Genomic DNA, 13,070 nt, shown 5'->3' with positions numbered 1-13,070 from the left:
ATGAAGTCGCCTCGTTTCCACTGTTTGTAGGGGTACAAACACTGTAACGAACGGGCGGCTTTTTTTCTACCTTTTTTTGGCTAATCAACAGGCCTACATTATTGTACCTTATTTTCCTACATATCCCTAAAAAAGCGATATACCTAAAGAATTAACATACAAAAATGCCCTTAATTGGGGTTTTCCCTTCGTTGCCGTCGAATTAAGGTACAAAAACGCTCTTATTTACGTATTCCCGAGGCTGAGAGCAAACCGGCGCTGACCGAGAGAGTCTTTCCCATGTTGTTCAAAGGATCTTACTGTCGACTCCAACCATCCTGCCACCTCACCATGTTGCTCATACCTCGCTCGCCCCACCCTTTAGACCAATGCTACTGAACACCCTATTACCCGAATAAGAGCAGACAAATCGCAATAGCTGCAACGAAACCGACAACGTCGGAGAAAAGGCCCACCTTGAGCGCGTAGCGGCCGTTACGGATCCCGACGGCTCCAAAGTAGACCGTCAGCACGTAAAGTGTGGTGTCCGTGCTGCCCTGAATGGTGGAGGCAATCATGCCGATCAGCGAATCCGGGCCGTGTACACGGATCAGGTCGGTGGTGTAGGCCAGCGACCCGGTCCCAGTCAGTGGACGCAGGAGACCAAGCGGTAGCACCTCCGAAGGCACCCCCAGCCCCTGCAGCAGGGGGGCCACGAAACCCATCAGGTAATCAAGCGCTCCTGAAGCGCGGAATACACTGATGGCGACCATCATCCCGACCAGATGCGGGATGATGCCGATAGCGGTGCTGAAGCCGTCTTTAGCGCCTTCTACAAAAGATTCATATACGGGGACTTTACGCGAGAAGGCGTATAGCGGTATGAACGTGATCAGAACCGGAATCGCCCAAGCCGAAATAAGGCTGATAAAATTCAGCAAGACACGTTCACCCTTTCAATGAGGAATGAGGGAGCGTTCTACTCCCCCCAATGGACTTATTCGTCCCTTGGGCAGGCGGTTTAGGGGGCTTGTGCATCAGCGTCAGCCGCCTGAACATCCGGTCAGCCACGATAGCGGCCAGCGTGGCAACTGCCGTAGCAGCAAGCGTCGTGCCGACGATCCCAGCGGGATCGGTGGAGCCGTAGTTGAGGCGGATCGCGATCAGTGTAGCCGGAATCAGCGTGATACTGGCCGTATTCAGGGCCAGCAAGGTACACATGGCCGGAGTAGCCGTATCCTTATCCGGGTTAAGATTCTGCAGCTCCTGCATCGCCTTGATGCCCATCGGAGTTGCTGCATTGCCAAGGCCGAGCAGGTTCGCGCTCATGTTAGAGAGAATATAGCCGATGGCTGGATGCCCTTTGGGCACATCGGGAAACAGAAAAGCTACGACAGGGCCGAGCACCCTGGCGATCTTTTTTAACAATCCAGCGTCCTCTGCAACCCGCATAATGCCCAGCCAGAACACCAGCACACTGATTAAACCGAAGCTTACGGTAACCCCGCTTTTCGCCCCGTCAAATACTGCTGCCGTAAATTCATCCATGCGACCGTTGACCGCCGCAAACAAAAAGCCAATGACGATCATCCCCAGCCAGATTCCGTTAATCATGGGTAAGTCCTCCCCTCCCACTTTCAGCTTCCCCTATTCGTGATGGAAGCGGCCAAACAACGCGCGCAGCGCACTACCAAGGGCTTGGAGCCAGGTATTCGCTGGATACTCCGCTGCCAAAGCCGAGTTGAATTTCTTCGCATACGGCGTCTGCTCGGGAGGGACTGTGCCGGGCTGATATACCGGAACCCGGCCAATCTCTTGGCCGCCCAATTGGAGTACCAACACACCACGCAGTCCAAAATCCGTACTACGAGCAGTTTTTGGGGATACCGCCTGCCCCCCGTTCAGCACCAGCTTCGTGATCAGTCTTGCTTCTTCCCCCGTGCTGAATGGATACGCAAAATCCTGTCCAGTTACATATTCGTACCCCTTGATTTTGTCCCCGCGTTCTATAATGGTTTTGAGCGGAAAATGGTTGAAGCCAAAATCAAGCAGCGCCGCATGATCGTTCCAGTCATTACCATCGTTCAGTGTCACTGCGACGAGTTGCTGTCCACCCCGGGTAGCGGAGCTGACTAAGCAACGTAACGCTTTTTTCGTATATCCGGTCTTTACCCCATCCGCTCCTTCGTAGAGTCGCAGCATTTTATTTTTGTTGACCCACTTGTAGTCCCACTTCTCATAAGGATTATCCGCGGTCTTCACTTCAGTCTTAACGATCTGCTTGAACACAGGGTTATGCAGCGCATATGCGGTCAGCCTGGCCAGATCATTGGCACTAGAGTAATGCCCCTCGGCATCCAAACCGTGCGGATTGGCAAAATGGGTGTGGATGAGCCCTAGCTCCTCAGCCTTGGTATTCATCAGATACACAAAGCCATCCTCCGAGCCTCCCACATGCTCAGCAATGGCAGTCGCTGCATCGTTACCGGAGCGGAGCATCAGGCCGTACAGCATATTTTCCAGAGTCATCTCCTCTCCGTTCTTCAGGAACAAGGATGACCCTTCCTTGGCAAAAGCGTTCTTCCCCACCTTCACCTTATCGCTTAATTTTCCGTTCTCTATGGCGACGATCGCCGTCATGATTTTGGTCAAGCTGGCTATCAGCATGGGCTCGTCACCGTGGCTGCTGTATAGAATACGGCCGGACTCCACATCAATCAGTGCCGCCGCCTTGGCATATGTGGAAACAGAACTCTTCTCCGCCCGGAGTGACGGCAAGGGCGCCAAAATGACCACAAGGCATACTATTAAAACAACTGAGCATATTCGGTTTATTGTCTTCATGTTTACCCTCCGGCTTCTTAGCGCTTATATAGTACAAGTGTATGCGGACAGGCGGGAAGGTATGTCCTTCAACCTGGATCATCCTTTTTAGAAAATCCTCGCTGAAGTCCTGTCATCCTGGCTGCAAATATCCTTATCTCAAAAAAAGGGACATCGCCGATAAGGCGATCTCCCTGATTCAGCCAAGCTTGTAGTGGCATCTTACAATTCGTGTGATATTTAATGAGTCGATGGAGTAGTGTCGCTCTTGGTTACGGTTTTTTCGGTTGTCGTTGTAGCGACAGAGGCGTTGTACTGGAACATGGACTGGATTTTGTCGATCAGGTTCGGGGTAGCATCAATGATTTTCTCGAACAGATGGGTTTGATTATCCAGCGGAACAATATGCACGCCGCCCTTGCCTACAACGAGAAAAGCAATCGGTCTTATCGATACCCCGCCACCGCTACCGCCACCGAAAGGCAGCAGCTTGACGCCAGATTGCGTTCCGGTCACACTACCTGATGAACCGTCATCCTCAACACGGTAATCACTACCGCCTGCAGCAAAGCCAAATGCTACCTTGCTGATAGGCAGAATCACGCTACCGTCTGGTGTTTCTACCGCATCGCCTACAATCGTATTGACATCAACCATGCCTTTAATATTTTCCATAGCAGTCTGCATTAGACCCTGAATGGGATGATCACTCATATTTTTGTCCTCCTTTGGCTTCTGGGAATCGTCATTATTCTACAGCGATATCATCCCCATCATCGCCCATTTGTATGTAAGCCGTATCGTTTCAGGAAGAATGATGCCCCTTGATCCCACGGGATTTGCTAAGCAATGCCTTCCAGCGCCGCAGCCCCCCCGTTTCCTTTGAAATTCGGCGCAGCAGCCCTATTCCCGCATAGATCATATAAGCAATAGAAACGTTTCCCGTACACACCAGTTCCGAAGTAAAGCTAAAGTTATCCTCAAAGACTGGTTTTACAAAAAGCCGCGGACTTTTCTGCAGCCTTACCCACTTCGACAGTAAGCCAGCCAAGCTCCATTTGAGGCCCCAGAGCGCGCCCACGGCTGTTGCTGTCAATGCCGCATCCTCCAGTGAGAAATCCGTGGACCAGTCTAATTTTGTTATACGGACATGAGCGGCTGTCTTTTTGAACCATTTCTTAAAGTAGCGGGTTGCTTTTAGCATCTTCTTGATCGAGTCCAGCCAGTTATCCACCGTCTCCTTGTCGATGTCGCCTACCTGCTCATCGTCACTTCTGACCGGTGCCAGACCGCTCTTCTCCAGCTTTACCCGCACTCCCCGCTCAATCCCCGCATAGATCACCTTGGGTAGCTCATAATGATACTTAATAAGTCCAAATAGAGCGGTCACGTCAAGCTCCACTCTGTCGTCCTTACCCACCCTGCATAGCCGGAAATGAAAATGGAGAGAAGAGGACAGGATCAGCACAATCACGAGAAGCAACAAGACAAGGGGAACTGCGATCCAAAGTGTCACGAATTAACCTCCAGGCATTCTTAATCATGGGAACTATTGGTTTAGTATGGGAAGGAAGGTTGGAAAAAATTCGGTGCAGCCCAAAAATATCCCCATTCCATCTAATCACAACAAAAAGCACCGTCGCTTTCAGCCCCAGAAGAGGGCATCGACAGTGCACAGATCACAATATACTGAGAAGGAAGACTCGTATCCAAAACAGAATCAAAAGTTTATTTCTATCTACACGTGCTCAAGAGCTGTTTGCAGGTCTGCAATCAGATCAGCGGTCTCTTCAATACCAACAGACAGACGGATCAGGTTATCATAAATTCCAATCTGCTCCCTGGTTTCTTGGGGGATGGAGGCATGGGTCATCACAGCTGGTACCTCGATCAGGCTCTCCACACCGCCTAGGCTTTCTGCCAAAGTGAACAGCCGGGTCTTCTCAACAACCGTTGCTGCCTCTTTCTCTCCGCCCTTGACCAAAAAGGTCACCATGCCGCCAAAGCCGCTCATTTGTCCCTTGGCCGTTTCATAATATGGACTTGAAGGCAGTCCTGGATAAATTACTTTCTCGACCTTCGGATGACGCTCCAAAAATTCAGCAATGGCGAGAGCATTTCGGCAATGAGCCTCCATTCGCACCGATAAGGTCTTAATCCCTCTAAGTAGAAGAAAAGCGTCAAATGGCGGAAGCGGGGAACCTATCGCATTTTGCAGAAAACTAATCCGCTGAGCTACCTCATCATTATGTTTCGCTACAACGATGCCAGCGATCACATCCGAATGCCCATTCAAATATTTAGTGGCGGAATGGACAACGATATCAAAGCCCAGCTTCAGGGGCTGTTGCAGATATGGAGATGCGAACGTGTTGTCGCAAACACTGATGAGATTGTGCTTCGCAGCGATAGCGGCGATTTTTCGCAGATCTACTATTTTCAACAAAGGATTCGTCGGTGTTTCTACCCAAATCAGGACAGTATTGTTCTGGATGTGCTCCTCAATGCTCTCGGGATTGGATAGATCGACATACGAAACCTCCAGTTCTAGCGCATCCTTCTTCACCTTGTCCAGCAGGCGGAATGTACCTCCATACAGGTCATCAGTCACAATAATATGAGATCCCCGCGGAAGAGTATCAATAATAGCTGACTCAGCGGCCAGTCCGGAAGCGAAGGCAAAACCGACTTCTCCTTCCTCCAGGGCAGCAACACAGGTCTCCAGTGCCGTTCTAGTCGGATTACCGCTTCTGGAATAATCATAGCCTTTATGCTTACCAGGTGATTCTTGGGCAAACGTAGACGTGGCATAGATCGGTGTAATCACCGCTCCAGTCGTGGGATCAGGCTCCTGACCGGCGTGAATGGCTCTGGTGGAAAATCCGTATTGGCTCATCTAATCTTCAGCTCCTGTTTTTATAATAATTTGCGGCGCAAATAATGAATGTAATCACTCTTGGTGATGACCCCGTAGAATTCCCCGTCTTTAGTGACGATAACGAGCAAACCTTCTTTCAGAATCGAGATTACCTGAGCAAGATCGTCTTCGATTGAGACGGTTGCAACATTGGTAGACATATACTGTCTGACCTCATCTTTAAGAGCATGCTCATTACGGCTTTCTGTAGCCGTTAAGATATCCCATTCATCAATGATGCCTACAACGGTCCCATCCTTCAGCACCGGAATTTGTGAAATTTCATACAGACTCATCTTGGCATGAGCGTTCAGCAGCGTATCCTCTGGCCCTACCGTAATGACACTGCGCTCCGAATATTTGCGGGTGACCAGATCTGAAATGCCGCCACTTTGCTGCTTGCGGATGAGTCCCCGGTCAATCATCCAGAAATCATTAAACATTTTGGTAAGATACTTGTTTCCGCTATCGCAGACAAACGTAACAATGTTCTTGGGCTCACTCTGTTCCCGTGCATATTTCACAGCAGCACTGATCAGTGTCCCGGTGGAGGAACCACCCAAAACCCCTTCCTGACGCAGCAATGTACGGGCAGAGGCAAAGCTTTCTTCATCGGTGATATGATACGCCTTGCTGATCAGCGTTTGATCGAACTGCGGAGGGACAAAGTCCTCCCCGATCCCTTCCACAAGCCAGCTTCCAGGCTCAGACAGAGGATTGCCCTCCACAACATCAACGAGGATGGACCCTTCAGGATCAGCAAGTACAATTTCCAAATCCGGCTTCACTTTGCGAAAATAGTCCGTCAACCCTTTCAGCGTCCCCGCCGAGCCAACGCCTACAACTATGGCATCCACCTCATGCTCGGTCTGTTCCCAGATTTCCGGCCCGGTTGTTAGCTCATGGGCGAGTGGGTTAGCGGGATTATTGAACTGGTTGACAAAATAGCTACCCGGTGTCTCCTCCGCGATTCGCTTGGCATAATCCTGATAGTAGTCAGGATGGCCTTTCTCCACATCGGAGCGGGTAAGAATAATCTCCACCCCGAGCGCCCGAAGATGGTTTACCTTCTCAGTACTCATCTTGTCGGGGATCACAAGAATCAGCTTATATCCTTTCGTAATAGCAGCTAGTGCCAACCCTAGTCCCGTATTGCCAGCCGTAGCTTCAACCAAAGTGTCACCGGGCTTGATCAACCCCTTCCGCTCTGCGTCCTCAATCATAGACAGGCCGATCCGGTCCTTAATAGACCCGCCAGGGTTCTGATTTTCCAGCTTGAGGAATAGTCTGGATGGACCTACATCAAAACAATGGACTTCAATTAAAGGGGTGTTGCCGATCAGATCAATCGCTGTAGGAATGTTTTTCATACGAATCAACCCTCAATCCTCTACCTATTAATAATTCATATAGAAATAGTATGCTTTAAAATTATAAAGGTGCCTGCCCCCGACTGTCAATTTATCACATTAAAGGGATATAGCAGAATTGAGTGACCTTACGGCCGGGAACCCGATCATAGACAAAAACCGTTGTCCCAAAGGGACAACGGCATAGGTTATAACGCTATTCACCAACAATACGAACTTTCAGCTATTACATTTCTTCGAAGGTCATCTGGCTGTCCAGCTTGCTGAACAACAGTTGTGTCTCTTCTTCCAGATTATCTGGACTCTCAAAGCTGGATGGTTCCGGCAACTCTTTCAAGCTGGCCAGCCCAAAGCTGTCCAAGAAGGACTTTGTCGTGCCATACAGAATAGGACGACCTATCGCTTCCGCCCGTCCGACCTCATGAATGAGATCCTTATTATTCAGAGTATGAATCGCCCGTTCAGACTTCACGCCGCGGATCTCTTCAATCTCCACACGCGTGATCGGCTGACGATAGGCGACAATCGCCAGCGTCTCCAGTGCCGCTTGGGACAAGGACGCACGGGACGGCGAGTAGGCCAGCCGCTCGAAGTATGGCGCGTGGGCAGGCAGTGTAGCCAGCCGGTAATTCCCGGCAATCTGCACAACCTGAAGGCCGCGTTCCTGCGTGTTATAATCGTCCTTCAGCTCTTCCAGCGCCCGTGTAGTCAATTCGGGACGTTGCTCCGTAATCTCGGCAATTTGTCGCACAGACAAACCTTCATCCCCAGACAGAAAGAGCAAGCCCTCAATAACTGATTTCAGTTCCTTGTAGTTCATCTAGTTGTTCCCCTCCTCTCCACTCCATCACGATGTCTTCGAACAATTTCTCTTGGTAGCAGAAGATCGCCTTCATCTTCATTAACTCCAGAATCGCTAGAAAAGTCACCACGATCTCATGCCGTGCCATCTCATCATCCAGCAGAGCCGAGAAGCGCAGCTTGTGGCCCCGGCCACCCCGCCGCAGCGCATCAGACACATCCCGTATCCGATCCTTCACCGAGATCTCATCCCTTGTGATCCGCTGATAGGAGGATCGTCTAGCAGCTTTGCTGAGTGCCTTGCGGAACGCCGCAATCAGGTCAGCAGTATGTAATCCCTTGAGCGGATGATCCTGCTGGGTCGGAACGAACGGCCCCAGATCTTCCGGCTCTTTCGTGAAGATCAGACTCCGCTCGCTTTCCATATCCATCAATTGGATCGCAATACTCTTGAATTTGCGGTATTCCACCAGCCGCTGTACGAGTTCGGCACGTGGATCAAGCTCATCTTCCTCGTAATACTCGAAGTCATCGATCTCGATGACCGGAGGCTTCGGCAGTAGCAGCTTGCTTTTAATAGATAACAAGGTGGCTGCCATTACGAGAAACTCGCTGGTAATGTCCAGTTCAAGCTCCTGCATGGACTGCAGGTATTCCATGTACTGCTCGGTGATCTCGCTGACCGGAATGTCCTGGATGTCGATTTCCGCCTTATCAATCAAATGCAAGAGCAGATCCAGCGGACCCTCGAACGTTTCCAGCTTGTACAATACAGTCACGAGGCTTCCTCCCGCCAAAAAAAAGTAAAGTGCAGCGCCGCAAGGACGCTACACAAGTAGAAAGATTCATATCATTCATGCTTTCTTCTTATACATATAAATAAGCACGATTTTAGTAGATTCGTCAATAGGTGTTATTTGAGCAGTTTGTTCAGATTCGCCATTTCAATAGCCGCCGTCGCAGCATCCCAGCCCTTGTTGCCCGCTTTGGTTCCGGAGCGCTCAATGGCCTGCTCGATGTTTTCGGTCGTTACTACGCCGAAGATTGTCGGTACGCCTGTCTTGAGGTTGATCGCCGCCACGCCCTTGGCCACTTCATTGCACACATAATCGTAGTGTGTTGTAGAGCCGCGAATCACTGTACCTAATGTGATCACTGCATCATACTTGCCGCTTTCGGCCATTTTTTGGGCAATCAGTGGAATTTCGAACACCCCGGGAACCCAGGCCACATCCACTTCGTCATCAGCTACACCATGGCGTTTGAAGGCATCCAGCGCGCCGGACAGCAGCTTGCTGGTAATAAATTCATTAAAACGTCCTACAACAACTCCATATCTTAACCCTTCGGATACTAAGTGTCCCTCAAAATAGTTCGGCATATTGTTCATCAACCCTTCATTAATAGTTATTTAAAATTTGGTTATTTGTAGTTTGGTAATTAAACTCGGCTATCACATAAGACTCGATCGTCACTACGGTGAACGGTTTGGGCTTCCGGCCGCTGCTGTCTACGGATTTCTTTTCATTGTACTGCTACTTACGGTTAAGTTTCAGAGACAGCTTAGCACATGCTTTCGAACCCGGTTTTCTTTCCTCCGGAAAAGATCTTGCTTCCCAGATTAACGGCATTTTCGCACCTTATTTTCCTCATTTCGAGGTAATTCAGGAACTTAAGGGCATTATTGTATGTTAATTTCGGTAAATGCACTGATATTAGGATGATTTGGAGGATTTAACATACAAAATTGCCATTAATCTCAGTTGAGACTGATTTACGTCCCATTTAAGGTACATAAATGCTCTTATTTCAACTCGAGAGATGCTCAACCCTCTCCGTCATACCTTCTCAGCTTTGTTTCATTCATTCCTGTTTCTTTCGGACAAGTCGTATTTCTTGCGTTCATTTATAAGTGGTTCAAGCTTTGCTGGTCTCGTTCTGTTCAATATTGTCAAAAGAAAGCAGATGACCAAGTTTAGCCTGCTTCGTGTGCAGGTAGTTTGTATTATCCTCATTCTCTGGCATTTGGATCGGTACACGTTCTACAATCTCCAGGCCATATCCCTCCAGCCCCTTAATCTTGCGAGGGTTGTTGGTTAGCAGCTTGATTCGTTGCAGTCCGAGATCCTTCAGGATCTGAGCGCCGATTCCGTAATCGCGAAGGTCTGCCGGAAAGCCCAGCTTCAGGTTGGCATCAACGGTATCGAGTCCTTCCTCTTGCAGCTTGTAGGCCCGCAGCTTATTGATCAGACCAATGCCCCGGCCCTCCTGACGCATATAGAGCAGGACACCTCTGCCAGCAGCGTCAATCTGACGCAGCGCAGCTTCGAATTGTGGGCCGCAATCGCAGCGGTGGGAGTGGAAGACATCCCCAGTCAAACATTCAGAATGAACACGTACCAGAACCGGCTCGTCGCCGGAAATATCGCCCTTGACCAGTGCAATATGTTCTTTGTCATCTACTACATTAGAATAAGCTATCGTCTGGAATTCACCGAAATCGGTTGGCATCCGTACCGCTACCTCGCGGGTAACCAACTTCTCCTTCTCATTCCGGTAATGGATAAGATCCTTGATACTGATCAGTCTCAGATCATGCTTGCGGGCAATCTCAATGAGATCTGGCAGACGAGCCATCGTGCCGTCTTCCTTAATAATCTCGCAGATCACACCAGCCGGATAAGCACCGCTCATTTGAGCCAGGTCGACAGCGGCCTCTGTGTGACCGGAGCGGCGCAGCACACCGCCTTTTTTGGCAATCAGCGGGAACATGTGGCCCGGTCTACGGAAATCGGACGGCTTCGCCTCCGGGTCCATGATCGCTTTGACCGTCATGGAGCGCTCTGCTGCGGAAATGCCAGTAGTTGTATCTTTATGGTCGATCGAGACTGTAAAGGCCGTACCGTGGAAATCCGTATTTTGGCTGACCATCGGCTTCAGATCCAGCTCTTCTGCCCGCTCCGCTGTAATCGGCAGGCAGACCAGCCCGCGTCCCTCAGTAATCATGAAATTGATCACTTCGGGAGTCGCGCGTTCCGCCAGAGCGATGAAGTCTCCTTCATTCTCACGGTCCTCATCATCCACAACAATGACCACTTTGCCGCGCATCAAATCATAAATCGCTGATTCTATGGAATCCAGGACTATTTCCTGCTTTGATTGTTCGCTCATGATCTATCCTCCTCATCGTTTGCAGAAGCTTCATTGCTTCGCATCACGTCATTGCTTAGTAATCATGTCTTCGTTCCGTAATCACATCTTCGTTTCGTAATCACATCATCGTTCTGCAATCACGCTATCGTTCCACAATCACATCATCGTGCCGTAATCACATCATCTTATCTCAAATAAATCCGTTGGCTGCCAGGAAATCATGACTTATGCCAGAGCTAATATCCTCGGCTTCTTCTTCTCGTCCCGCAGATCTGTAATGCAGCAGGTGGTCTACATATTTGCCCAGCACATCACATTCGATGTTCACGCTATCTCCCGCTCGTTTATGTCCAAGCACTGTCTCACCCAAAGTGTGGGGGATAACCGACACGGTGAAAGATGATGTTCCTACCGTAACTACCGTTAGGCTGATGCCATCAATCGTGATGGAGCCTTTCGGAATGATGTATTTGTACAGCGACTTGCGGTCTGCTGCGATCTCGAACACCACTGCATTCTGATCGCGCTTGATGCTTTTGAAGGTGCCTGTGCCATCTACATGACCCTGCACGATATGACCACCAAACCGACCACCGGCTGCCATTGCCCGTTCCAGGTTGACCTTGCTGCCGATCCGCAGCTCCTTCAGATTGCTGTTCCGGAAGGTCTGTGGCATCACATCAGCCGTAAAATAATGGTCGCCCAGCGCCGTTGCTGTAAGGCAAACCCCGTTAACCGCAATACTGTCGCCAATCTTCAAGTCATCCATAATGACAGAAGCCCCGATATTCAGCACCATCATTTCACCGCCGGTGGAGAGGCCGCGCAGAACGCCGACTTCCTCGATTAAACCAGTGAACATCACTATCCCTCCTCAGGCGTTAGCGTACCGGAGTACCGCTGATACAGACATTATCCCCGAGCACTTCTACTTCCAATCCCTCTAGCGTAATGGCATCCGCCATCTTCTCCACACCTGGGAAAACGAAGGTACCCTTGGCTTCTGCACCACCGCCCACAATCTTGGGAGCGAAGAACAGCACTACCCGATCTACCAAACCACTCTCCAGCATCGCACCGTTCAGTGTTCCGCCACCCTCCAGCAGAATGGAACCAATCTCCATCTCGCCAAGAGCTGCCATCGCTGCGGATAGATCTACACGCGGGCCTGTGCCGCAAACCACAATCTGTACACCCGCTGCTTGCAGCACAGCCTTTTTCGCCGCGTCAGCAGAACCTGTAGTCACGATAATCGTTGGGGCTAACCCGTCGCTAACTACCGCAGCATCCAGCGGAATTCGCAAAGCCGAGTCAATAATGATCCGTACCGGATTGAAGCCAGGAACCGCCATACGCGTCGTGAGCGACGGGTTATCAGCGATCACCGTATTGACCCCGACCATAATGCCTTGGTGGCGATGACGCATGGTGTGTACAATTTCCCGTGCAGCCTCGCCGGAGATCCATTTGCTGTCGCCTGTTTTTGTAGCCAGGTTGCCGTCCAGCGTGCTAGCACTCTTCAGAGTGACAAAGGGTTGTTTGGTCAAAATATACTTGATAAACTTCTCATTCAACCGAAGCGCCCGCTCGCGCAGCAATCCCACTTCTACTTCAATGCCATGATCACGCAGCATTTGAACACCTCGCCCTGCCACCTGCGGGTTAGGGTCTTCACAAGCCACCACCACCCGTGCCACGCCTTCGTCGATCAAACGCTGACTGCAAGGAGGTGTAATACCATAGTGACTGCAAGGCTCCAGAGTAACGTAAGCAGTACTTCCCGCCGCTTTTCCGGCCGCCATATTCAGTGCATGCACCTCAGCGTGGCCTGTCCCGCGTTGCAGATGGGTGCCCAGACCAATCATGGCCCCGTCCTTCACCACAACACAGCCTACAACAGGATTGATTCCAGTCTGTCCTTGAGCGCGTTCTGCCATGTCCAGGGCAAGCGACATGTAAAACTCGTCATTCATAATATTCATTCATCTGTCCTCCGATCTGTAAGTCGTACTTCTTGTATGCAGCAT

General features: G+C 50.3%; 13 protein-coding genes. All 13 read right to left on the bottom strand.

What is annotated here, in order from left to right:
- Nucleotides 1–386 precede the first annotated feature (386 nt).
- The 13 genes from AC3Y23_RS28900 to ribD all read right to left on the bottom strand — a co-directional run bounded on the left by AC3Y23_RS28900 (nt 387) and on the right by ribD (nt 13,025).
- A complete protein-coding gene (locus AC3Y23_RS28900; RefSeq protein ID WP_379205531.1) occupies nt 387–920 on the bottom strand; it encodes a spore maturation protein in 534 nt (177 codons plus the stop codon).
- A 7-nt stretch (nt 921–927) separates the two neighbouring features.
- Nucleotides 928–1,593: a nucleoside recognition domain-containing protein gene (locus tag AC3Y23_RS28895; RefSeq protein WP_379205530.1), complete on the bottom strand. Its 666-nt coding sequence runs from the start codon at nt 1,591–1,593 to the stop codon at nt 928–930.
- A gap of 33 nt (nt 1,594–1,626) precedes the next feature.
- Nucleotides 1,627–2,823, bottom strand: a complete 1,197-nt coding sequence (locus AC3Y23_RS28890; protein ID WP_379205529.1) for a D-alanyl-D-alanine carboxypeptidase family protein — start codon at nt 2,821–2,823, stop codon at nt 1,627–1,629.
- 219 nt (nt 2,824–3,042) lie between these two features.
- Entirely contained in the window at nt 3,043–3,516 is a 474-nt protein-coding gene (ytfJ, locus tag AC3Y23_RS28885; protein ID WP_379205528.1) for a GerW family sporulation protein, read from the bottom strand.
- A gap of 91 nt (nt 3,517–3,607) precedes the next feature.
- Nucleotides 3,608–4,318 carry a DUF2953 domain-containing protein gene (locus AC3Y23_RS28880; RefSeq protein WP_379205527.1) on the bottom strand — a complete coding sequence of 237 codons (711 nt, stop codon included), beginning with the start codon at nt 4,316–4,318 and terminating at the stop codon, nt 3,608–3,610.
- 222 nt (nt 4,319–4,540) lie between these two features.
- Entirely contained in the window at nt 4,541–5,698 is a 1,158-nt protein-coding gene (locus tag AC3Y23_RS28875) for a cystathionine gamma-synthase (RefSeq protein ID WP_379205526.1), read from the bottom strand.
- 20 nt (nt 5,699–5,718) lie between these two features.
- Complete coding sequence (locus tag AC3Y23_RS28870) at nt 5,719–7,089, bottom strand: pyridoxal-phosphate dependent enzyme (protein ID WP_379205525.1); 1,371 nt, start codon at nt 7,087–7,089, stop codon at nt 5,719–5,721.
- Between the two features lie 226 nt (nt 7,090–7,315).
- Nucleotides 7,316–7,909, bottom strand: a complete 594-nt coding sequence (scpB, locus tag AC3Y23_RS28865) for an SMC-Scp complex subunit ScpB (protein ID WP_379205524.1) — start codon at nt 7,907–7,909, stop codon at nt 7,316–7,318.
- Entirely contained in the window at nt 7,878–8,669 is a 792-nt protein-coding gene (locus AC3Y23_RS28860) for a segregation and condensation protein A (protein ID WP_379205523.1), read from the bottom strand. Before AC3Y23_RS28860 ends, scpB begins: the two co-directional genes overlap by 32 nt.
- 134 nt (nt 8,670–8,803) lie before the next feature.
- A complete protein-coding gene (ribH, locus tag AC3Y23_RS28855; RefSeq protein ID WP_066365462.1) occupies nt 8,804–9,271 on the bottom strand; it encodes a 6,7-dimethyl-8-ribityllumazine synthase in 468 nt (155 codons plus the stop codon).
- A gap of 536 nt (nt 9,272–9,807) precedes the next feature.
- Entirely contained in the window at nt 9,808–11,061 is a 1,254-nt protein-coding gene (locus tag AC3Y23_RS28850; protein ID WP_379205522.1) for a bifunctional 3,4-dihydroxy-2-butanone-4-phosphate synthase/GTP cyclohydrolase II, read from the bottom strand.
- 172 nt (nt 11,062–11,233) lie between these two features.
- The gene (gene ribE / locus AC3Y23_RS28845) at nt 11,234–11,905 is read right to left on the bottom strand and encodes a riboflavin synthase (protein WP_379205521.1); all 672 of its coding nucleotides are present in this window, start codon (nt 11,903–11,905) and stop codon (nt 11,234–11,236) included.
- A gap of 19 nt (nt 11,906–11,924) precedes the next feature.
- On the bottom strand, nt 11,925–13,025 hold the full coding sequence (gene ribD / locus AC3Y23_RS28840; protein ID WP_379205520.1) for a bifunctional diaminohydroxyphosphoribosylaminopyrimidine deaminase/5-amino-6-(5-phosphoribosylamino)uracil reductase RibD: 1,101 nt from the start codon (nt 13,023–13,025) through the stop codon (nt 11,925–11,927).
- Nucleotides 13,026–13,070 lie beyond the last annotated feature (45 nt).

The organism is Paenibacillus sp. MAHUQ-45 (assembly GCF_058133325.1).
The sequence above is the reverse complement of the archived record's forward strand: the minus strand, read 5'-3'. Positions and strand labels throughout refer to the sequence as shown.

Coding starts and splice junctions, on each gene's coding strand:
- AC3Y23_RS28895 (WP_379205530.1), bottom strand. CDS start 1,593: ATGATTAACGGAATCTGGCTGGGGATGATCGTCATTGGCTTTTTGTTT.
- AC3Y23_RS28890 (WP_379205529.1), bottom strand. CDS start 2,823: ATGAAGACAATAAACCGAATATGCTCAGTTGTTTTAATAGTATGCCTT.
- ytfJ (WP_379205528.1), bottom strand. CDS start 3,516: ATGAGTGATCATCCCATTCAGGGTCTAATGCAGACTGCTATGGAAAAT.
- AC3Y23_RS28875 (WP_379205526.1), bottom strand. CDS start 5,698: ATGAGCCAATACGGATTTTCCACCAGAGCCATTCACGCCGGTCAGGAG.
- AC3Y23_RS28870 (WP_379205525.1), bottom strand. CDS start 7,089: ATGAAAAACATTCCTACAGCGATTGATCTGATCGGCAACACCCCTTTA.
- scpB (WP_379205524.1), bottom strand. CDS start 7,909: ATGAACTACAAGGAACTGAAATCAGTTATTGAGGGCTTGCTCTTTCTG.
- ribH (WP_066365462.1), bottom strand. CDS start 9,271: ATGCCGAACTATTTTGAGGGACACTTAGTATCCGAAGGGTTAAGATAT.
- AC3Y23_RS28850 (WP_379205522.1), bottom strand. CDS start 11,061: ATGAGCGAACAATCAAAGCAGGAAATAGTCCTGGATTCCATAGAATCA.
- ribE (WP_379205521.1), bottom strand. CDS start 11,905: ATGTTCACTGGTTTAATCGAGGAAGTCGGCGTTCTGCGCGGCCTCTCC.
- ribD (WP_379205520.1), bottom strand. CDS start 13,025: ATGAATATTATGAATGACGAGTTTTACATGTCGCTTGCCCTGGACATG.